We start from the raw sequence: 22159 nt of genomic DNA on the forward strand, positions 1-22159 counted from the left end.
TGCCGGGTGGCGCTTCGCTTACCCGGCCTACCATAATCCATGCCGGGTAAGGCGAAGCCGCCACCCGGCATTTTTTTAACTCTCTTTCACCTGCCCGCGCGGAAACGGAACCGGTAGCCAGGCGCGGATACTCAACCCACCCCGTTCGCTGGTGCCAATCTCCAGCAGACCGTTATGGTTATCCACAATACGCTGCACAATCGCCAGCCCTAAACCGGTGCCGCTGGTGCTGCGCGCGCTGTCGCCGCGCACAAACGGCTGGAACAGATGTTTACGCTGCTCCGGTTTGATCCCCGGGCCGTCATCTTCCACCTGGAACCAGGCGCGACTCAGCTCGGAGCCGCTGCTGACCTTGATCCAGCCGTTGCCGTAACGGGCGGCATTGACCACCATATTCGCCACGGCGCGCTTAATGGAGAGCGGGTGCATCCGTACGGTGATATCGCCCGGCTGCAGATCGGTTTCGATCTCACGCTCGTAGCCGCTTTCGGCCGCCACCACTTCACCCAGCACCGCGTTCAGATCTGCCATCTCCATCGGCATCTCCTGCCCGGTACGCAGGTAGTCGATGAACTGCTCGATAATGGCGTTGCACTCTTCGATGTCCTTGTTGATGGACTCCGCCAGATAGCCATCTTCCTCGCCCATCATTTCGGTCGCCAGACGAATACGCGTTAACGGGGTGCGCAGATCATGACTGACGCCAGCCATCAGCAGGGTACGGTCATCCGCCAGTTGTTTCACCCCCGCCGCCATATGGTTGAATGCGCGGGTAACGGACCGCACTTCCGACGCGCCATATTCGCGCAGCGGAGGCGGAATAATCCCTTTACCGACCTGGAGCGCCGCATGCTCCAGGTCGACCAGCGGTCGGTTCTGGATGCGGATAAACAGCCACGCCCCGCCTATCGCCAGCAGCATGATCGCCAGGGTGTAGCGGAACAGCGGCGAGAAGTCGCCCTGATGGATTTCGGTGAGGGGTACGCGCACCCAGATATTGGGTGAGAGCCAGGTTTTCAGCCAGACCACCGGCGAGCTTTTGTTGACCTCAACGCGCACTTCCGTTGGGCCGCCCAGCTGCTGCGCCATCTGCTGGCTTAAAAATTCATAGTGTTGTGCCCAACGCAGGCCTGCGTCTTCCGCCGCTTCGTTAGAGTAGAGCGATATCCCCAGCTCACGGTAGATTTCACGGCGAAACGCAGGAGGAACCACCAGCTGCGTGCCATCTTCCAGCTGCAGTTTATCGGTCATCAGCATACGCACTTCGTAGGCCAGGACCTTATTAAACTGCTGGAGGCTCGGTAGGATCGCAAAGTTCAGCACCACCAGATAGGTCGTCACCAGGCTGACAAACAGCAGGGTGACGATCAGTAACAGGGTGCGGGCAAACGAGCTTCGCGGCGAAAAACGCATTCGCCTCATGCTTTAGAGCCGTCCGGGACAAACACGTAGCCCAGACCCCAGACGGTCTGGATATAGCGCGGATGCGCCGGATCCTCTTCCACCATGCGGCGCAGGCGGGAGATCTGTACGTCGATGGAACGCTCCATCGCGGAGTATTCACGGCCACGGGCCAGGTTCATCAGCTTATCGCGAGACAGCGGCTCGCGCGGGTGGCTGACCAGCGCTTTCAGGACCGCGAACTCACCGCTGGTGAGCGGCATCGGCTCATCTTCGCGGAACATCTCGCGGGTGCCGAGATTCAGCTTGAACTTACCGAAGGCGATCACCGCCTCTTCCTGCGACGGTGCGCCAGGCAGTTCGTTCGCCTGACGGCGCAGTACGGCACGGATACGCGCCAGCAGCTCACGCGGGTTAAACGGTTTTGGAATGTAGTCGTCGGCCCCAATTTCCAGACCCACGATACGGTCAACTTCTTCCCCTTTCGCCGTCACCATAATGATCGGCATTGGGTTGCTTTGGCTGCGCAGACGACGGCAGATAGAGAGGCCATCTTCGCCCGGCAGCATCAGATCCAGCACCATCAGGTGGAAGGATTCACGGGTCAGCAGGCGATCCATCTGTTCGGCGTTAGCCACGCTACGAACCTGGAAGCCCTGCTCGGTCAGATAACGCTCAAGGAGCGCACGCAGGCGCATGTCGTCATCCACCACCAGAATCTTATAATTCTCTTGCATTGTCAGTACTCCCAAAGGTTCGGATAATCTTGAACAGCGTATTCTAAAAAAGTGCGCGTCCACGACCAGCTAATTCTGGTATAAATTCTAGTCGAAATTGTTACAAAGCATATTTAACAGCAGCTTATATGTACATTCCATCACATAACTCATTATTAATCCTCTCTGTTAAGATAAGTGATACGTAATGTGCGCAAGGTAAGCAACCTCGTCGTAAGGCAAAAGAATGAAAACGCCCCTGATCACCCGCGAAGGGTATGAAAATCTGAAGAAAGAGCTGGACACCCTGTGGCGGGAAGAGCGCCCGGAAGTGACGAAAAAAGTGACCTGGGCGGCAAGTCTCGGCGACCGCAGTGAGAATGCCGACTACCAGTACAACAAAAAGCGGCTGCGTGAAATCGACCGTCGGGTGCGTTATCTGACCAAATGCCTCGAGAACCTGAAAATCGTCGACTATTCCCCGCAGCAGGAGGGCAAGGTCTTTTTCGGCGCATGGGTGGAAATTGAAAACGACGACGGCGATCTCAAGCGCTTTCGTATCGTCGGCTACGATGAAATTTTTGGTCGTAAGGATTACATCTCCATCGATTCCCCTATGGCCCGCGCGCTGCTGAAAAAAGAGGTAGGCGATCTGGCTATCGTCCAGACCCCGGCGGGAGAAGCCAGCTGGTATGTAAATGAAATCGAGTACGTAAAATAGTCCTGGAGCGCCCTCCGCGACTGGCATTTTGCTGTGCCAGTCCGTATAACTATCCCCTGATTTTTGACCCACAAGATGAAATAGCCATGATGAAAGATTCGCTCTGCCGCATTATTGCGGGTGAACTTCAGGCAAGGGCTGAACAGGTAGAAGCTGCCGTTCGCCTGCTTGATGAAGGGAACACCGTGCCGTTTATTGCACGTTATCGTAAGGAAGTCACCGGCGGTCTGGATGATACGCAGCTGCGTAACCTGGAGACCCGCCTTGGCTATCTCCGTGAGCTGGAAGAGAGGCGCCAGGCGATTCTGAAATCCATCGGCGAACAGGGCAAGCTGACCAGCGATCTGGAAAAAGCCATTAATGGCACCCTGAGCAAAACCGAGCTGGAAGACCTCTATCTTCCCTACAAACCCAAGCGCCGTACCCGCGGGCAGATTGCCATCGAAGCAGGCCTGGAGCCGCTGGCCGATCTGCTGTGGAATGAGCCCTCACACGACCCGGAAACCGAAGCCGCGAAATTTATCGATGCCGATAAAGGCGTGGCCGACACCAAAGCCGCCCTTGATGGCGCACGCTACATCCTGATGGAGCGCTTCGCCGAAGATGCTGCCCTGCTGGCAAAAGTGCGTGATTACCTGTGGAAGAACGCCCATATCGTCTCCACCGTGGTCAGCGGCAAAGAGGAAGAAGGGGCGAAATTCCGCGACTACTTCGATCACCATGAACCGATTTCAACCGTGCCTTCTCACCGTGCGCTGGCGATGTTCCGCGGTCGCAACGAAGGCATTTTGCAGCTCTCCCTGAACGCCGACCCGCAGTTCGATGAGCCGCCGAAAGAGAGCCACGGCGAGCAGATCATCACCGATCATCTCGGTCTGCGCCTGAACAACGCCCCGGCAGACAGCTGGCGCAAAGGGGTGGTGAGTTGGACCTGGCGTATCAAGGTGCTGATGCATCTCGAAACCGAACTGATGGGCACCGTGCGCGAACGCGCCGAAGACGAGGCGATTAACGTCTTTGCCCGTAACCTGCACGACCTGCTGATGGCTGCCCCTGCCGGCCTGCGCGCCACCATGGGTCTCGATCCGGGTCTGCGTACCGGCGTGAAGGTTGCCGTGGTGGATGGCACCGGCAAGCTGGTGGCCACCGATACCATTTATCCGCATACCGGTCAGGCGGCAAAAGCGGCGACGGTGGTTGCGGCGCTGTGCGAAAAGCACAATGTGGAGCTGGTGGCGATCGGTAACGGCACCGCCTCCCGCGAAACCGAGCGTTTCTTCCTCGATCTGCAAAAGCAATTCCCGAAAGTGACCGCCCAGAAGGTGATTGTCAGCGAAGCGGGTGCATCCGTGTACTCGGCCTCCGAGCTGGCGGCACAGGAGTTCCCGGATCTCGATGTTTCCCTGCGTGGGGCGGTCTCTATCGCTCGCCGCCTGCAGGATCCGCTGGCGGAGCTGGTGAAGATCGACCCGAAATCCATCGGGGTGGGCCAGTACCAGCATGACGTCAGTCAGACCCAGCTGGCGCGTAAGCTGGACGCGGTGGTGGAAGACTGCGTGAACGCCGTGGGCGTTGACCTGAACACTGCCTCCGTTCCTCTGCTGACCCGCGTGGCGGGCTTAACCCGTATGATGGCGCAGAACATCGTCGCCTGGCGTGATGAGAACGGTCAGTTCCAGAACCGCCAGCAGCTGCTGAAGGTGAGTCGTCTGGGGCCAAAAGCGTTCGAGCAGTGCGCGGGCTTCCTGCGCATCAACCACGGTGACAACCCGCTGGATGCCTCCACCGTTCACCCGGAAGCCTACCCGGTGGTCGAGCGCATTCTGGCAGCTACCCAGCAGGCGCTGAAGACGCTGATGGGCAACAGCAGCGAGCTGCGTAACCTGAAAGCCGTTGACTTCACCGACGAGAAATTCGGTGTGCCGACCGTGACCGACATCATCAAAGAGCTGGAAAAACCTGGCCGCGACCCGCGTCCGGAGTTCAAAACCGCGCAGTTTGCGGAAGGCGTCGAGACGATGAACGACCTGCTACCGGGCATGGTGCTGGAAGGCGCAGTCACCAACGTCACCAACTTTGGCGCGTTTGTGGACATCGGCGTGCATCAGGACGGCCTGGTGCATATCTCCTCCCTGGCCGACAAGTTCGTGGAAGATCCGCATACCGTGGTGAAAGCTGGCGACATCGTGAAGGTGAAAGTGCTGGAGGTGGATCTGCAGCGCAAGCGTATCGCCCTCACCATGCGTCTGGACGAGCAGCCTGGCGAAACCGACGCTCGTCGTGGCGGCGGTAACAGCGAGGCACGTCAGCAGCGTCCGGCGGCGAAACCGCGCGGGCGTGAAGCACAACCCTCCGGCAACAGCGCGATGATGGATGCGCTGGCGGCGGCGATGGGTAAAAAGCGTTAATTGTTGTGCCCTCTCCTCTTTGGGGAGAGGGTTTATTATTTGTTATTTTTATTTTCATTAAGCAGCAAATATAAAACTCCTCATCAGCACTTTATTAACAAATAATCCACCCGCCTCCGCCGTAAATATTGAGCAAGGTCAACCAAGCTGCAAATTAATAGTGCCATGCACATTCCGTCACATATTTAATATTGATGATAGAAACCATTCTCATTACCATTGTGCCTGTTGATTATTTAACCTCTCGTTAAGTAGGCACTATGCAATTCACTCCAGACAGCGCGTGGAAGATCACCGGCTTCACCCGCGAAATCAGCCCGGCCTATCGCCAGAAGCTGCTCTCTTTAGGGCTACTTCCCGGCTCCGCATTCCACGTTGTGCGCGTGGCCCCGCTGGGCGATCCGGTACATATCGAAACCCGACGGGTGAATCTGGTTCTGCGTAAGAAAGATCTCGCATTAATAGAAGTTGAAGCTCTGTCTCAATAAAACGCCAGCTCTCGTAGCGAGTCTGAAAAAATGAAAAAATTAACCATTGGCTTAATTGGCAATCCCAATTCCGGCAAGACAACGTTATTTAACCAGCTTACCGGCGCTCGTCAGCGCGTCGGTAACTGGGCGGGCGTCACGGTCGAGCGTAAAGAGGGTCAGTTTACGACCATCGACAATCAGGTCACCCTCGTCGATCTGCCCGGCACCTACTCGTTAACCACTATCTCCTCCCAAACCTCGCTCGATGAGCAGATCGCCTGCCACTATATTTTGAGCGGCGACGCCGACCTGCTGATCAACGTGGTGGACGCCTCGAACCTCGAGCGAAACCTCTACCTGACGCTGCAACTGCTGGAGCTGGGTATTCCCTGCGTGGTGGCGCTGAACATGCTTGATATTGCGGAAAAACAGCAGATCCGCATCGACGTCGACGCGCTTTCCGCCCGTCTGGGTTGCCCGGTAGTGCCGCTGATCTCAACCCGCGCCCGCGGAATCGACGCCCTGAAGATCGCCATTGACCGCCACAGCCGTAACGCTGAGGTGGAGCTGGTGCACTACGCCCAGCCGCTCCTGCGTGAAGCCGGGATCCTCGCAAAGGCAATGGCGCACAGCATGCCGTTCAGGCTGCGCCACTGGCTCGGCCTGCAAATGCTGGAAGGCGATATCTACAGCCGCGCCTATGCCGGTGATGCCGCCCACCAGCTGGATGCCTCTCTGGCACGGTTGAATGACGAGCTGGACGACCCTGCCCTGCACATTGCCGATGCCCGCTATCAGAGCATTGCCGCCATTTGCGACGTGGTCAGCAATGCCCTCACCGCCGAGCCAAGCCGCTTTACCCGGGCGATGGACACGGTGATCCTCAACCGCTTCCTCGGCCTGCCGGTCTTCCTGCTGGTGATGTATGTGATGTTCTTGCTGGCCATCAACATTGGCGGCGCGCTGCAGCCGCTGTTTGACGTCGGCTCCGTCGCCATCTTTATTCACGGCATTCAGTGGCTGGGCTATACGCTGCATCTGCCGGAATGGCTGACTATCTTCCTCGCCCAGGGGCTGGGCGGCGGGATCAACACCGTCCTGCCGCTGGTGCCGCAGATCGGCATGATGTATCTGTTCCTCTCTTTCCTGGAAGACTCCGGCTACATGGCCCGCGCGGCCTTCGTGATGGATCGTCTGATGCAGGCCCTCGGTCTGCCGGGCAAATCGTTCGTGCCGCTGATTGTCGGCTTCGGCTGCAACGTGCCGTCAGTAATGGGGGCGCGCACGCTGGATGCGCCCCGCGAACGGCTGATGACCATCATGATGGCGCCGTTTATGTCCTGCGGCGCACGGCTGGCGATCTTCGCGGTGTTTGCCGCCGCCTTCTTCGGTCAGGAGGGGGCGCTGGCGGTCTTCTCGCTCTACGTGCTGGGCATTGTAATGGCGATCCTCACCGGCCTGATGCTCAAGCACACCATCATGCGTGGTGAGGCGACCCCGTTCGTGATGGAGCTGCCGGTCTACCACGTTCCGCACCTGAAAAGCCTGCTGATCCAGACCTGGCAGCGGCTGAAGGGCTTTGTGCTGCGGGCGGGTAAAGTGATTGTTGTGGTCAGCATCTTCCTCAGCGCGTTCAACAGCTTCTCCCTGAACGGCAAGGCGGTAGACAACATTGACGACTCCGCCCTGGCCTCCGTCAGCCGCGTTATCACCCCGCTGTTCAAGCCGATTGGCGTACACGAGGACAACTGGCAGGCTACCGTCGGGCTGTTCACTGGCGCAATGGCGAAAGAGGTGGTGGTGGGTACGCTGAACACCCTCTATACCGCCGAAAATATTCAGGAAGCCGCATTTAACCCGGCCGATTTCCACCTCGGCGACGAACTGGTTAGCGCCGTGGATGAAACCTGGCAGAGCCTGAAAGAGACCTTCAGCCTGAGCGTTCTGGCGAACCCGATCGAAGCCAGCAAAGGCGACGGGGAGATGGCGAGCGGCGCCATGGGCGTGATGAGCGAGAAGTTTGGCTGCGCCTCGGCGGCCTACAGCTACCTGATCTTCGTTCTGCTTTACATTCCGTGCATTTCGGTCATGGGGGCCATCGCCCGCGAATCAAGCCGCGGCTGGATGGGCTTTTCGGTGCTGTGGGGGCTGAACATCGCCTACTCGCTGGCGACGGTCTACTACCAGACGGTCAATTTCAATCAGCATCCGCAGTACAGCCTGGTCTGCATCCTGGCAGTGGTGCTGTTTAACGTGGTGGTAATCGGGCTGTTACGCCGGGCCCGCAGCCGTGTGGACGTTAATCTGCTGGCGAAAGGCAAAACCGCGGCGGCCTGCTGTGAAAGTCCGGTAAGCGACTGTCATTAGGAGGCGGCATGGCATCGTTAATTGAAGTACGTGATTTACTGGCGCTACAGGGAAGAATGGAGGCCACCCAGCTTAGCCAGATGCTGCATACCCCGCAGGCGATGATCGAGGCCATGCTGCAACGTCTTGAGGCGATGGGCAAAGCGAAGCGGATTCAGGAAGATGCCGACGGCTGCTTAACCGGCAGCTGTAAAAGCTGCCCCGAAGGAAAAGCCTGCCTCAGGGAGTGGTGGGCGCTGCGTTAAGCGTGAATAAAGCCGGGCAAGTCTGCCCGGCTTTGTGCAATTATTTGTAGACTTCTGCGGTCGCGCGGATGTCTTTCGAATCTTTGTTGGCGCTGGTGACGACAAAGTATTTACCGCCCATCTCATCCGCTTTCTGTGAAAGCTCTTTTCGCGCATCCATTGGCGCGGTGGTGTCAGACGTAGAGATATGGCCAACTTTCGTCAAATTCATCTCTTTGACTTTGTCTTTCTGGATCTCTTCCGCCGCCATAACACCAAAAGAGAGTGATCCAATAACCAGAGAAGCAACAATACCTGTGACAAGTTTCATAGTCATGACTCCCAAAGATGATTGTAATTTTGATTATCGAACGCGGGATAACCGCAACGATATATTGAGTATTGTTGCGGTACGTCACTTTTTCCAGCTGAAATGAAAAAATAATCAGTTTAAACGATGACTTAAGGCGATCAACGCCGCGCAAAACTCGTCGGAGTGTGAGATGAAGGGCGCATGCGCCGCTTTGGCGATGATCAGGGCTTCGCTCTGCGGCCATTGCTCATCCAGCAGCGGCACGATCTTGCGCGGCACCAGCCCGTCCAGATAGCCATACATACGCAGATGCGGCAGCGAAAGCGACGCCAGCGGCGTGCGCAGATCGGCCGTTTTCAGGATCTCCAGCCCACCATTCAGCACCTCCACCTCCGGCATCGGCAATGACAGCACCGTGGTTTTCAGCGTGCGGGCATCCTGGCGTGCCGTTTCTGTGCCCATGGTTTGCAGGGCAAGAAAACGCTCCACCGTGCGCTGGAAATCATTGCTCAGCTGCTGCTGGAAACCGGCCAGCACCTCAGGTTTGATCCCCGGCCACTCCCCCTGGGCGCTAAAACAAGGGGATGACGCCACGGTGACCAGGGCCTGCACCCGCTCCGGGTGAGTCAGGGCAACCTGGCTCGCCACCAGTCCGCCCAGGCTCCAGCCGAGCCAGATCGCCCGATCCGGGGCCTGAGCCAGCACCTGCTCCGCCATCTCCTCAAGCGTCATCGCGCCAAAATCCCGGCTGCGGCCAAAGCCCGGCAGATCCACCAGGTGCAGCGTAAAATGCGAGGCCAGTTCCTCACTGACGCAACGCCATACTTCGGCATTCAGCCCCCATCCGTGCAGCAGCACAAGATGACAATTTCCTGTCCCGACGGTCTGCCACCAAAGGTTGTTCATCGATTACTGTTCTCTTTTTTCACAAGGAGGTTGTCTATGCTAACAGTGCCCGGCTTGTGCTGGCTATGCCGGATGCCGCTGACCCTCGGCCATTGGGGAGTCTGTTCCGTATGTGAAAGGGGAATTGCCCCGCGGGGGAGTTGTTGTCCCCGGTGCGGCTTGCCGGCCATTCACCCTCACCTGCCCTGTGGGCGCTGCCTGCGTAAACCGCCGCCGTGGCAGGCACTGGTGGCGGTGTGCGGTTACAGGCCGCCGGTAAGTCTGCTTGTCCATCAGCTAAAATTTTCCCGCCGCAGCCAGCTGGCCCAGCCGCTGGCGAGGCTGTTACTGTTGGCGCTGTTGCGGGCCAGGCGCAGCCACGGTTTACCGCGTGTCGATATGATGGTCAGCGTGCCGCTCTGGTCCCGGCGGCACTGGCGGCGCGGTTTTAACCAGAGTGACCTGCTCTGTCGCCCGCTGGCCCGCTGGTTAAACTGCCGCTATGTTCCCGACGCCCTTCGCCGCACCCGTGCGACCCCGGCCCAGCATCTGCTCAGCGCGCGACTGCGTAAACGCAACCTGCAGCATGCCTTTGCGCTTGAATTCCCGGTGGCAGGACGCCATATCGCTCTGGTGGATGATGTCGTGACAACAGGCGCTACCGTCGCGGAGCTCTCCCGCCTGCTTTTGCGAAGCGGCGCGGCGTCGGTTCAGGTATGGTGTCTGTGTCGAACCTTGTAGCGCCCTCAGGTTGGGCGTATTATACCCAGGTAATTTAGTCAACTATTAGGCCAATTCTATGATCCGTATTTCCGATGCTGCACAAGCGCACTTTGCCAAACTGCTGGCAAATCAGGAAGAAGGGACCCAGATCCGCGTATTCGTGATCAACCCGGGCACCCCGAATGCAGAATGCGGCGTCTCTTATTGCCCACCGGATGCTGTGGAAGCAACTGACACCGCCCTGAAATTTGAGCAGCTCACTGCCTATGTCGATGAGCTGAGCGCCCCGTATCTGGAAGATGCGGAAATTGATTTTGTCACCGACCAGCTGGGCTCGCAGTTAACCCTGAAAGCACCAAACGCCAAAATGCGTAAAGTGGGCGATGACGCTCCGCTGATGGAGCGCGTTGAGTATCTGCTGCAGTCCCAGATCAACCCGCAGCTGGCGGGTCACGGTGGTCGCGTCTCCCTGATGGAGATCACCGAAGACGGTCTGGCGATTCTGCAGTTTGGCGGCGGCTGTAACGGCTGTTCCATGGTCGACGTCACCCTGAAAGAGGGGATCGAGAAGCAGCTGCTGAACGAGTTCCCGGAGCTGAAAGGCGTGCGCGATCTTACCGAACACCAGCGCGGCGAACACTCCTACTACTGATTGCCCGTTTGCTTGCCCGGTGGCGCTACGCTTACCGGGCCTACAAACACATCCCCTCTTCCCTTGCCTCATAACATGACCTGCGTCTCAGAATTCACATTTTGACCACCGGGGTCATTCTCAAGCTACACATGTTACCCGTATCATTCTCACGGGCACTAAAACAGCTTTACGCCGACCGACTAAACTAAAGATTTAGAAGGCAGCCTCTCTGTGTGCCATCAGTTAGCCGTTCCCAGTTGGGGCAACATTAGTATGTCGTTGAAATAATGACGTTACCCATAACAATTTTTAAGGCCAGATAATCATGCCATTAGTCATTGTCGCTATCGGTGTAATCCTGTTACTGCTCTTGATGATCCGTTTCAAAATGAACGGTTTTATCGCCCTTGTTCTGGTGGCACTTGCTGTCGGCCTGATGCAGGGTATGCCGCTGGTAAAAGTTATCAGCTCCATTAAAGCTGGCGTGGGCGGTACGCTCGGTAGCCTCGCGCTGATCATGGGCTTCGGCGCCATGCTCGGTAAAATGCTGGCTGACTGCGGTGGCGCACAGCGCATCGCAACCACGCTGATTGCTAAATTCGGCAAAAACAACATTCAGTGGGCGGTGGTTTTAACCGGCTTTACCGTTGGTTTCGCGCTGTTCTACGAAGTGGGCTTCGTGCTGATGCTGCCGCTGGTGTTCACCATCGCCGCTTCTGCCAGCATCCCGCTGCTCTATGTCGGTGTGCCGATGGCCGCTGCACTGTCGGTGACCCACGGCTTCCTGCCGCCGCACCCGGGCCCGACCGCTATCGCCACCATTTTCCATGCTGATATGGGTAAAACCCTGCTGTTCGGTACCATCCTTGCGATCCCGACCGTTATCCTGGCAGGCCCGGTATTTGCCCGTTGCCTGAAAGGTATCGACAAGCCGATCCCGGAAGGGCTGTACAACGCCAAAACCTTTACTGAAGCCGAGATGCCAAGCTTTGCCGTCAGCGTCTGGACCTCTCTGGTACCGGTTGTGCTAATGGCCATGCGCGCCGTCTGTGAAATGGTGCTGCCGAAAGGCCATCCGGTTCTGGGCGTGGCTGAGTTCCTGGGCGACCCGGTAATGGCGACGCTGATCGCGGTTCTGATTGCGCTTTTCACCTTTGGTCTGAACCGTGGCCGCTCCATGGATCAGATTAACGACACCCTGGGCTCCTCGATCAAAATCATCGCCATGATGCTGCTGATCATCGGTGGTGGCGGTGCGTTCAAACAGGTTCTGGTGGATAGCGGCGTGGACAAGTACATCGCCTCCATGATGCATGAAACCAACATCTCTCCTATCCTGATGGCCTGGTCTATCGCCGCGGTCCTGCGTATCGCACTGGGATCTGCCACCGTGGCCGCTATCACTGCGGGCGGTATCGTGGCGCCACTGATTGCCACCACCGGCGTCAGCCCTGAGCTGATGGTTATCGCGGTCGGTTCCGGTAGCGTGATCTTCTCTCACGTCAACGATCCGGGCTTCTGGCTGTTCAAGGAGTACTTCAACCTGACCATCGGTGAGACCATCAAGTCCTGGTCAATGCTGGAGACCATCATCTCCGTCTGCGGCCTGATTGGGTGTCTGCTGCTGGGTATGGTGGTGTGATGTGACAGCGCCGGGTGGCGGCTGCGCCTTACCCGGCCTACAAAAGCAGAGCATGCTCATTCCGTAGGCCCGGATCGCTACGCGTCACCGGGCAATAAAAAACCCGCCATCCGGCGGGTTTTTTTATCACTTCTTCGCAGCCGCTTTTCGCCGCTTATCCAAATCTTTAATCAGCTTATTCACCCCATCATCGGCAAACATCGCTTCAAGAGACGTAGAGAGCTTGCGACGCCAGTTCTTGTACTGGTAGCTGGTGCCCGGAATGTTAACCGGCTCCGCCATACCCAGCCAGTCTTCCGGCTGCAACCCCAGCAGCGCACTGTTGCTGTCGGCAATGTAGCGCTGTAACCCGCGGTTGAGCGTCGGGGTCATCGACATCAACGACGCCTTATGCCCGGTGCGTTTTGGCAGGCAGCCGTGCTCATGCAACGCATCCAGCAGCCCCTGCTTCGACAGCTCACGATCCTGATAAAGCCCGCGGAGCATCACTTCGTCAGGGTAGAGACCCAGCGTCTTGCCCAGGGTAAGGTCGCCGCTGTCCCACCAGCCCCGAAGCGTAGGAAGGTCATGCGTCGTCGCGACTGCCATTGATTGTTCTGGATACGCCTCCGGCGCGCGGAAGTTCTTTTCAAGGTCGTTTTCAAAATAGAGCACCTTGTAGGAGTACACGCCGCTGTCACGCAGCTTGCTGACAATTTCTACCGGTACGGTACCGAGATCTTCACCGATTACCATACAGTTATGGCGCTTACTCTCCAGCGCAAGGATAGAGAGCAGATCGTCCACCGGATAATGCACGTAGGCGCCGTGGTCGGCGGTTTCGCCGTAGGGGATCCACCACAGACGCAACACCGACATCACATGGTCGATACGCAGCGCACCGCAGTTCTGCATGTTGGCGCGCAGCAGCTCGATAAAGGGCTCATAAGCGCGAGCCGCAATCACGTGCGGGTCCATCGGCGGCAGACCCCAGTTCTGGCCGAGTGGGCCAAGAATATCCGGTGGCGCACCGACCGAGGCTTTCAGGCAGTAAAGCTCGCGATCGCACCAGGTCTCCGCCCCGCCTTCGGCCACACCCACCGCCAGGTCACGGTAGAGACCAATCGGCATGTCGTAACCCTGGCTCTCCTGCCAGCAGGCTGCGAACTGGCTGTAGGCCAGCCACTGCAGCCAGAGGTAAAAATCGACCTCGTCGGCATGTTCGTCGCAAAACGCTTTCACTGCCGGGGAGTCGACGGACTGATACTGCTCAGGCCAGACCGGCCAGCCCCAGCGCATTTCATCCTCTTTCACCTGATGCGCATGCAGCGCGTCGAACGCCGCCTGCCAGTAGAGGCTCTCCCCTTCACGGGCAACAAACGCCCGGAAGGCCGCCATCTGTTCGTCGTCACGCTGTGTAAAGCCTTTCCACGCCATACGCAGCGCGGCCATCTTCAGCGCGGTGACGGAAGCATAATCGACCCACTCGGCATCGCGGGCGCGTTGCAGCGACTGGCGGGTAGTCTCCATCTTCCACCAGGCCTGCGCCTCGTCGCTGTTGCGAAAATCCTCAACGGCATTCACGTCGATATAAATCACGTTCAGCCAGCGACGGGACGACGGGCTGTACGGGCTGGCGCTCTCCGGGTTAGCCGGATAGAGCGCATGGATCGGGTTAAGGCCGATAAAGGCCCCGCCGCGCTTGCCGACATCCGCCAGCATCTTTTTCAGATCGCCGAAATCGCCGATCCCCCAGTTATTCTCCGAGCGCAGCGTGTAGAGCTGCACACAGGCACCCCACAGCTTTTTGCCCTCTTTCAGCGCCTGCGGCTCGTAGCAGCGTTTTGGCGCCACAATCACCCGGCAGTGCCAGCGCTGGCCGTCCTGGGTGAGCGTCAGCGTGTGGTAGCCCTCCGGCAGTTTTGCCGGAAGGTTAAGGTTTTTGCCGCCCGTGGCGTGGCCCTTATGCTGATGTCCCTCTTCGGTGGTCAGCAGCCAGCTAAAGTCGCCGCTGCCTTCGATCGTCAGCGGCATCTTTTTCCCGGCGGTGTAGACCATCACGTTCGGGACGGGGGTAACCGCCGCTTTCGCGACGGGTTTGGCTTTATGCATGGCATCCAGCAAACGCCTCTTGGTTTCAGCACCAATAGACTGCGGTTTACCATGAGCATTGATGTAGCTGGGGCTGATGCCCGCCGCCAGTGCGGCATTATCGAGACGTTTACTTTCCATCGCGCTTCCTTAGCGTTTTGCCTGCCAGATGCGGGTCTGGTAGTCGCGGATTGAACGGTCAGAGCTGAACATGCCGCAGCGCGCGGTGTTCAGAATGCACGCCCGGGTCCATGCTTCCTGGTCGCGATACAGAACATCGACCTGTTTCTGCGCCTCAACGTAGCCCGCAAAGTCCGCCATCAGCAGGTACGGGTCGCCGCCCTCTTTGCCGATGCTGTGCAGCATCTGGTCGAACGCGTGCTTGTCGCCGTCGCTGTATTTGCCGCTCTCCAGCTCTTTCAGTACCGCATCCAGCAGTTTGTCTTTTTTACGCCATTTCACCGGGTCGTAACCTTTGGCTTTAATGGCTTTCACCTCTTCTACAGTATGGCCGAAGATAAAGATGTTCTCGTCGCCCACCTGCTCGGCAATCTCAACGTTCGCCCCGTCCAGAGTACCCACAGTCAGCGCGCCGTTCAGAGCCAGCTTCATGTTACCGGTGCCGGAGGCCTCTTTACCGGCGGTAGAAATCTGCTCAGAAACGTCCGCCGCCGGGATTAACAGCTCGGCCGCCGAGACGCAGTAATCCGGCAGGAAGACCACCTTCAGCTTGTCGCCCACTTTCGGATCGTTGTTCACCGCGTCGGCCACTTTATTGATAGCGAAGATAATGTTTTTTGCCAGGTAGTAGCCCGGCGCCGCTTTCGCGCCAAACAGGAACACGCGTGGCACGCGGTCGGCCTGCGGGTTCTCACGGATCTCTTTGTACAGCGCCAGAATGTGCAGCAGGTTCAGGTGCTGACGCTTGTACTCGTGCAGACGCTTAATCTGGATATCAAACAGCGCGTTCGGGTTGATCTCAATCCCGGTACGGGCTTTGACGTACGCCGCCAGGCGCACTTTGTTGTCCTGCTTGATGGTGCGGTAAGTCTCGCGGAACGCCGCATCGTCGGCATACTTCTCGAGGTTAATCAGCTGGTCGAGATCGTTGGCCCACTCTTTATCCAGCGATGAATCCAGCAGCGCGGAGAGTGCCGGGTTGCACTGCTTGATCCAGCGACGCGGGGTGATGCCGTTGGTCACGTTGTGGAACTTGTTCGGCCACAGCTGGTGATATTCCGGGAACAGATCTTTCACCACCAGGTCGGAGTGCAGCGCAGCCACGCCGTTTACCGCAAAACCGCTCACCACGCAGAGGTTAGCCATGCGCACCTGTTTATCGAACACTACCGCCAGCTTCGCCCATACTGCTTTATCGCCCGGCCAGGTTTTATCGACCTGCTTTTTGAAGCGGTTGTTGATTTCGGTGATGATCTGCATATGACGAGGCAGCAGGGTTTTAATCAGCTTCTCGTCCCAGCACTCCAGCGCCTCTGGCATCAGGGTGTGGTTGGTGTAGGCGAAGGTCTTGCTGGTAATCGCCCAGGCGTCATCCCAGCTCAGCTGATGCTCGTCGATCAGCACGCGCAGCAGTTCCGGAATGGCAATGGTTGGGTGGGTGTCGTTCAGCTGGATCACTTCGTAATCTGCCAGCTCCGCCAGCTTGCGGCCCGCCAGGTGATGACGACGCAGAATATCGGCCACGGAGCAGGCGCACTGGAAGTACTGCTGCATCAGACGCAGCTTTTTGCCCGCCAGATGGTTGTCGTTCGGGTAGAGAACCTTGGTCAGCTTGTCGGCGTCGATCCCCTGCTGCTCAGCACGCAGGAAATCACCGTCGTTGAATTTGGTCAGGTTGAACGGATGGGCATGGGTCGCCTGCCACAGACGCAGCGGCTGGGCCACGCCGTTACGGTAGCCCAGCACCGGCAGATCCCAGGCCTGGCCGGTGATGGTGAAGCCCGGCTCCCACTGACCCGCTTTCGTCACTTTACCGCCAATGCCCACCTGCACATCCAGCGCTTCGTTGTGGCGGAACCACGGGTAGCTGCCACGATGCCAGTCATCCGGGGCTTCCATCTGCTGGCCGTCGGCAAAGGACTGACGGAACAGGCCATACTGATAGTTCAGACCATAGCCGATCGCCGACTGGCCTACCGTCGCCATGGAGTCGAGGAAACAGGCCGCCAGGCGACCCAGACCGCCGTTGCCGAGCGCCGGGTCGATCTCCTCTTCCAGCAGGTCGGTCAGGTTAACGTTGTGCGCGTTCAGCACATCGCTCACCTCCTGATACCAGCCCAGGTTAAGCAGATTGTTGCCGGTCAGACGGCCAATCAGGAATTCCATTGAGATGTAGTTAACGTGGCGCTGATCTTTCGCCGGTTCTACTGCGGGTTGGGCGCTCAGTAACTCGGCGAGCGCTCCACTGACGGCCTGCCACCACTGGCGGGAGGTCATCTCTTCAGCGGCATGTAAACCAAAACGCTGCCACTGACGCGTCAGGGCAGCCTGGAATTGAGCTTTGTTGAAAGTAGGCTGTGACATAGGGAATCTGCATCCTGTAGAGAGAAAATAAAACGTTGGCGCTAGTGTGCCTGGCTACTTATGGCTCTTCCTCCTCCTGCCAGGGATTAGGCGGGGAGGAGTAGCGGGGATGAGCGATAAAGTGTGATCGCGGCCACTTTCCGCAGCCAGAGTGTGGGGCATTGCAGACGAGATTACCGGGAAGAGTGTCAAAAAATGAAACAGGTTTTCAGAAGAAATATATGAGCGCAGTAATAATTACTTACCTGAAATAATAACTGTAGGATTTTACTGCATCGCAGAGGGTTATTTTACCAGGGTAACCATCCCAGGACTTTATTAACTTTTCACAGCCTTTACGATTCTATATTCCTTTTTATGCTTAACGTTCCGCATACGCGCCAAACCAGTATCCATGCGCTTTCGAGGCCCATCGGAAAAGTTCCCGCACCCCAGCATATATTTTTGTGACCGAGTGCAAATTAAGGGATATAAAACCCGGACATAACTTGCAATAAAGAGGTTTCTGACCGACCTTATATGCATTAATTACGAAGCGCAAAAAAAATCAAAAATCTCGATTTCCACACAGTGAAGTGAAAACTATGTTGATTCCGTCAAAATTAAGTCGCCCGGTTCGTCTTGACCATACTGTGGTCCGCGAACGCTTGCTGGCGAAACTTTCCGGCGCGAACAATTTTCGACTGGCGCTGGTAACGAGCCCTGCCGGGTACGGCAAAACCACGCTCATTTCGCAGTGGGCATCCGGCAAGACCGATCTTGGCTGGTACTCCCTTGATGAGGGCGATAACCAGCAGGAGCGTTTCGCCAGTTATCTTATCGCCGCCATTCAGCAGGCGACCAACGGACACTGCGTAACCAGCGAAAGCATGGTGCAAAAGCGGCAGTACGCCAGCCTCTCTTCACTGTTTTCCCAACTCTTTATCGAGCTGGCCGAATGGCATCGCCCGCTCTATCTGGTCATTGACGATTATCATCTGATCACCAACCCGGTGATCCATGAGTCGATGCGCTTTTTCCTGCGTCATCAGCCGGAAAACCTGACCCTGGTGGTACTGTCACGCAACCTGCCGCAGCTGGGTATTGCCAACCTGCGCGTGCGCGATCAGCTGCTGGAAATCGGCAGCCAGCAGCTCTCCTTTACCCATCAGGAGGCGAAGCAGTTCTTTGACTGCCGCCTGAAATCCCCTATCGAGGTGGCGGAAAGCAGCCGACTGTGCGACGACGTGGCAGGCTGGGCGACCGCCCTGCAGTTGATTGCCCTGTCGGCGCGGCATAACAACAGCCCGACGCAGCAGTCCGCCCGTCGTCTGTCGGGGATCAATGCCAGCCACCTCTCCGATTACCTGGTGGATGAGGTGCTCAACAGTGTCGATCAATCCACCCGTCAGTTCCTGCTGAAAAGCTCCCTGCTGCGCTCGATGAACGATGCGCTGATTGTGCGCGTCACCGGCGAAGACAACGGCCAGATGCGCCTGGAAGAGATTGAGCGTCAGGGGTTGTTCCTGCAGCGCATGGATGACTCCGGGGAGTGGTTCAGCTACCACCCGCTGTTTGGCAGCTTCCTGCGCCAGCGCTGTCAGTGGGAGCTGGCAACCGAATTACCGGAAATCCACCGCGCCGCCGCCGAGAGCTGGATGGCGCAGGGCTTCCCGAGCGAGGCGATTCATCACGCGCTGGCAGCGGGCGATGCCCATATGCTGCGCGATATCCTGCTCAACCACGCCTGGAGCCTGTTTAATCACAGCGAGCTGGCCCTGCTGGAAGAGTCGCTGCGCGCCCTGCCGTGGGAGAGCCTGCTGGAAAATCCACGCCTGGTGCTGCTCCAGGCCTGGCTGATGCAAAGCCAGCATCGCTACAGCGAAGTAAACACCCTGCTGGCCCGCGCCGAGCAGGAGATGAAGGGCGAGATGGATGCTGCCCTGCACGGCGAGTTTAACGCCCTGCGCGCGCAGGTGGCGATCAATGACGGCGACCAGGAAGAGGCCCAGCGCCTGTCGATGGTCGCGCTGGAAGAGCTGCCCCTGGCGAACTTCTACAGCCGTATCGTTGCCACCTCGGTGCATGGGGAAGTATTGCACTGTAAAGGCGATCTCACCCGTTCCCTGTCGCTGATGCAGCAGACCGAACAGATGGCGCGCCGCCACGATGTCTGGCACTACGCGCTGTGGAGCCTGATCCAGCAGAGCGAAATTTTGTTTGCCCAGGGCTTCCTGCAGGCCGCCTGGGAGACGCAGGAAAAAGCGTTCAATCTGATCCGCGATCAGCATCTGGAACAGCTGCCAATGCATGAGTTCCTGCTGCGCATTCGCGCCCAGCTTCTGTGGGCGTGGGCACGTCTGGACGAAGCCGAAAGCACCGCCCGTCTTGGGGTCAATGTGCTCTCCACCTATCAGCCGCAGCAGCAGTTGCAGTGTCTGGGCCTGCTGGTGCAGTGCTCGCTGGCGCGCGGCGATCTCGACAACGCCCGGAACCATCTCAACCGCCTGGAAAACCTGCTCGGCAACGGTCAGTACCACAGCGACTGGGTATCCAACGCCGATAAGGTGCGGGTGATCTACTGGCAGATGACTGGCGACAAGAAATCGGCGGCCAACTGGCTGCGCCAGACGCCGAAGCCGGCGTTCGCCAATAACCACTTCCTGCAGAGCCAGTGGCGCAACATTGCCCGGGCGCAGATCCTGTTAGGCGAATTTGAAACGGCAGAGATGGTACTGGAAGAGCTGAACGAAAATGCCCGCAGCTTGCGTCTGATGAGCGATCTCAACCGCAACCTGCTGCTGCAAAACCAGCTTTACTGGCAGTCAGGCCGTAAGAATGACGCCCAGCGCGTACTGCTGGAAGCGTTACAGCTGGCTAATCGCACCGGCTTTATCAGCCACTTTGTGATTGAAGGCGAGACCATGGCGCAGCAGCTGCGCCAGCTTATTCAGCTGAACACGCTGCCGGAGCTGGATCAGCACCGTGCCCAGCGCATTCTGCGTGAGATTAACCAGCATCATCGCCACAAGTTTGCCCACTTCGACGAGACCTTTGTGGAGCGTCTGCTGAATCACCCGGAAGTGCCGGAGCTGATCCGCACCAGTCCGCTGACCCAGCGCGAATGGCAGGTTCTGGGGCTGATTTACTCAGGCTACAGCAACGAGCAGATTGCCGGTGAGCTGGCGGTGGCGGCCACCACCATTAAAACGCATATCCGGAACCTGTATCAGAAGCTGGGCGTCGCCCACCGTCAGGACGCGGTGCAGCATGCGCAGCAGCTGTTGAAGATGATGGGGTACGGCGTGTAGGGCATTGCCCGGCGGCGCTGCGCTTGCGCGGGCCTACGGTTTTGTTGCCATTTATTGCCCGGCGGCGCTGCGCTTGCGCGGGCCTACGGTTTTGTAGGTCGGGTAAGCGCAGCGCCACCCGACATGAATTCAGCACAGCTCTAACTGCAAGTTATTATCTTTAATGACCTTCAACACACCCGCTGGCGGCATCACGTCGGTGTAAACCGCATTCACCATACTTATGCTGCCCATGTTCACCATCGCGTTACGGCCAAACTTGGAGTGATCCACCACCAGCATGACATGGCGCGAGTTCTCAATGATCGCCCGCTTGGTGCGCACTTCGTGGTAGTCAAACTCCAGCAGCGAGCCGTCGGTATCAATGCCGCTGATGCCGAGAATGCCAAAGTCGAGGCGGAACTGGGAGATGAAGTCGAGGGTCGCCTCGCCAATAATGCCGCCGTCACGGCTGCGCAGCTCGCCGCCCGCCAGAATGATGCGAAAGTCCTCTTTCTGCATCAGGGTGGTGGCGACGTTGAGGTTGTTGGTCACAATACGCAAATTTTCATGGCCGAGCAGGGCATGCGCCACCGCCTCCGGCGTGGTGCCGATGTCGATAAACAGCGTCGCGCCGTTGGGGATCTGACTGGCGACCTTACGGGCGATACGCTCCTTTTCCGAGGTCTGCGTCGCCTTGCGGTCATGCCAGGGGGTGTTGACCGAACTGGAGGGCAGCGCCGCGCCGCCGTGGTGGCGCAGGATACGGTTCTGATCGGCCAGGTCGTTGAGGTCGCGGCGGATGGTCTGCGGGCTGACGGCAAACTGCTCCACCAGCTCTTCGGTACTGACGTATCCCTGCTTTTTCACCAGGTCAATAATGGCATCATGACGTTGTGTTTGTTTCATCGGAGTTCCCTGCCAGATTTATGTTCGTTTTCGCGCATTGAGCGTATCGGCAAACGCCATCGCCAGCCCGACCGCCAGCCCGGCGACGTGAGCACCGTTGGCAATCGCCATACCAAACAGATCAAACCATCCGGCAATAATCCAGATTAATGCAAAGGTCATCAACCCGCGCTGCAGGTAGATACCGCTCTCTGGATCGCGCTCGCCGCGCAGCCAGACATAGCCCATCAGCGCGTAGACCACGCCGGAAAGGCCACCAAACCACGGGCCGCCGAACTTATGCTGGATAAAGCCGCTGAGCAGCGCGCTGATAAGGGTGAGCACGATGAGCTTGCCGCTGCCGAGCCGTTTCTCCACCGCCCCGCCGAGATACCACCACCACAGCAGGTTAAAGAGAATATGCAGGAACGAGAAGTGCATCAGCGCGTGGGTGAAGTAGCGCCAGAATTCGAACTCTAACGAGGCGTCATAGGGCCAGGCCAGCAGCAGCATGATCTGCTGATCACCCACCACGCTCATCATAATGAAGACCAGAATGCAGGCCGCCATTAACCCCAGGGTAAACGGCCCCGCGCGTTCGCGCAGGGTCGCAAGGAAAGGAAAGCGCTGATAACGCAGGCCGCTACCGGTATGGCCGGACTGCCAGCTCGCCGCCAGATAGCGTGCATCGCCGGGATTTTCCAGAAAACGCGCCAGCTCCGCCTCAACCCGGGCAGCCTGGCTCTCATCCGCCAGCCAGACGTCGGTTTGCGTATGTTGTTGAATGGTAAGAATGACACCCTGCGTCGCCATGTAGTCGACAAACGCCTGGGCGACGCGCGGGTTGTTAAAAGAGGTGATCAGTAGCATCGGCGGCAGTCGCT

At 58.1% G+C, this 22159-nt stretch carries 17 protein-coding genes; 9 read left to right on the forward strand and 8 right to left on the reverse strand.

From position 1 onward, the window contains the following. Positions 1-75: 75 nt before the first annotated feature. Together envZ and ompR are read right to left on the reverse strand one after the other, a co-directional pair. Complete coding sequence (envZ, locus tag FHC51_RS03850; protein WP_103824805.1) at positions 76-1422, reverse strand: two-component system sensor histidine kinase EnvZ; 1347 nt, start codon at positions 1420-1422, stop codon at positions 76-78. Continuing rightward, on the reverse strand, positions 1419-2138 hold the full coding sequence (gene ompR, locus FHC51_RS03855; RefSeq protein WP_001157751.1) for a two-component system response regulator OmpR: 720 nt from the start codon (positions 2136-2138) through the stop codon (positions 1419-1421). Before ompR ends, envZ begins: the two co-directional genes overlap by 4 nt. A gap of 226 nt (positions 2139-2364) precedes the next feature. Here ompR and greB point away from each other — a divergent pair, with 226 nt between their 5' ends. The 5 genes from greB (at position 2365) to feoC (ending at position 8328) form a co-directional block, all read left to right on the forward strand. Continuing rightward, entirely contained in the window at positions 2365-2838 is a 474-nt protein-coding gene (gene greB, locus FHC51_RS03860) for a transcription elongation factor GreB (protein WP_103177315.1), read from the forward strand. Positions 2839-2924: 86 nt separating this feature from the next. Continuing rightward, positions 2925-5246, forward strand: coding sequence for a Tex family protein (locus tag FHC51_RS03865; protein ID WP_220434927.1), 2322 nt, complete (start codon positions 2925-2927; stop codon positions 5244-5246). 260 nt (positions 5247-5506) lie between these two features. Further along, positions 5507-5734 carry a ferrous iron transporter A gene (gene feoA / locus FHC51_RS03870; RefSeq protein WP_103824803.1) on the forward strand — a complete coding sequence of 76 codons (228 nt, stop codon included), beginning with the start codon at positions 5507-5509 and terminating at the stop codon, positions 5732-5734. A gap of 30 nt (positions 5735-5764) precedes the next feature. After that, on the forward strand, positions 5765-8083 hold the full coding sequence (gene feoB / locus FHC51_RS03875; protein WP_220434928.1) for a Fe(2+) transporter permease subunit FeoB: 2319 nt from the start codon (positions 5765-5767) through the stop codon (positions 8081-8083). 8 nt (positions 8084-8091) lie between these two features. Then, positions 8092-8328, forward strand: a complete 237-nt coding sequence (gene feoC / locus FHC51_RS03880; RefSeq protein ID WP_103177319.1) for a [Fe-S]-dependent transcriptional repressor FeoC — start codon at positions 8092-8094, stop codon at positions 8326-8328. A 40-nt stretch (positions 8329-8368) separates the two neighbouring features. Here feoC and FHC51_RS03885 read toward each other — a convergent pair whose 3' ends face one another. Both FHC51_RS03885 and bioH read right to left on the reverse strand, forming a co-directional pair. Further along, positions 8369-8638 carry a YdgH/BhsA/McbA-like domain containing protein gene (locus FHC51_RS03885; protein ID WP_103177320.1) on the reverse strand — a complete coding sequence of 90 codons (270 nt, stop codon included), beginning with the start codon at positions 8636-8638 and terminating at the stop codon, positions 8369-8371. Positions 8639-8752: 114 nt separating this feature from the next. Further along, on the reverse strand, positions 8753-9526 hold the full coding sequence (bioH, locus tag FHC51_RS03890) for a pimeloyl-ACP methyl ester esterase BioH (protein ID WP_220434929.1): 774 nt from the start codon (positions 9524-9526) through the stop codon (positions 8753-8755). 36 nt (positions 9527-9562) lie between these two features. On the opposite strand from bioH, the gene gntX reads away from it, so the two are divergent. The 3 genes from gntX to gntT all read left to right on the forward strand — a co-directional run bounded on the left by gntX (position 9563) and on the right by gntT (position 12504). After that, the gene (gntX, locus tag FHC51_RS03895; protein ID WP_220434930.1) at positions 9563-10246 is read left to right on the forward strand and encodes a DNA utilization protein GntX; all 684 of its coding nucleotides are present in this window, start codon (positions 9563-9565) and stop codon (positions 10244-10246) included. Between the two features lie 58 nt (positions 10247-10304). Beyond that, positions 10305-10880 carry a Fe-S biogenesis protein NfuA gene (gene nfuA, locus FHC51_RS03900; protein ID WP_103824797.1) on the forward strand — a complete coding sequence of 192 codons (576 nt, stop codon included), beginning with the start codon at positions 10305-10307 and terminating at the stop codon, positions 10878-10880. A gap of 307 nt (positions 10881-11187) precedes the next feature. Next, positions 11188-12504 (forward strand): gluconate transporter, encoded by a 1317-nt coding sequence (gene gntT / locus FHC51_RS03905; RefSeq protein WP_103824796.1) that lies wholly within the window; start codon positions 11188-11190, stop codon positions 12502-12504. A 126-nt stretch (positions 12505-12630) separates the two neighbouring features. Here gntT and malQ read toward each other — a convergent pair whose 3' ends face one another. Then, positions 12631-14715, reverse strand: a complete 2085-nt coding sequence (gene malQ / locus FHC51_RS03910; protein ID WP_220434931.1) for a 4-alpha-glucanotransferase — start codon at positions 14713-14715, stop codon at positions 12631-12633. A gap of 9 nt (positions 14716-14724) precedes the next feature. Beyond that, on the reverse strand, positions 14725-17118 hold the full coding sequence (gene malP, locus FHC51_RS03915) for a maltodextrin phosphorylase (protein WP_220434932.1): 2394 nt from the start codon (positions 17116-17118) through the stop codon (positions 14725-14727). 584 nt (positions 17119-17702) lie between these two features. Between malP and malT the strand changes: the two genes are divergently transcribed. Then, positions 17703-20408, forward strand: a complete 2706-nt coding sequence (gene malT, locus FHC51_RS03920; protein ID WP_220434933.1) for an HTH-type transcriptional regulator MalT — start codon at positions 17703-17705, stop codon at positions 20406-20408. A gap of 129 nt (positions 20409-20537) precedes the next feature. Here the strand turns inward: malT and FHC51_RS03925 are convergent, their stop codons facing one another. Then, complete coding sequence (locus FHC51_RS03925; RefSeq protein ID WP_103824792.1) at positions 20538-21296, reverse strand: DeoR/GlpR family transcriptional regulator; 759 nt, start codon at positions 21294-21296, stop codon at positions 20538-20540. Between the two features lie 18 nt (positions 21297-21314). Next, positions 21315-22145 (reverse strand): rhomboid family intramembrane serine protease GlpG, encoded by an 831-nt coding sequence (gene glpG, locus FHC51_RS03930; protein WP_103824791.1) that lies wholly within the window; start codon positions 22143-22145, stop codon positions 21315-21317. Positions 22146-22159 lie beyond the last annotated feature (14 nt).

The organism is Leclercia sp. EC_58 (genome assembly GCF_019584355.1).
Lineage (GTDB): Bacteria > Pseudomonadota > Gammaproteobacteria > Enterobacterales > Enterobacteriaceae > Enterobacter.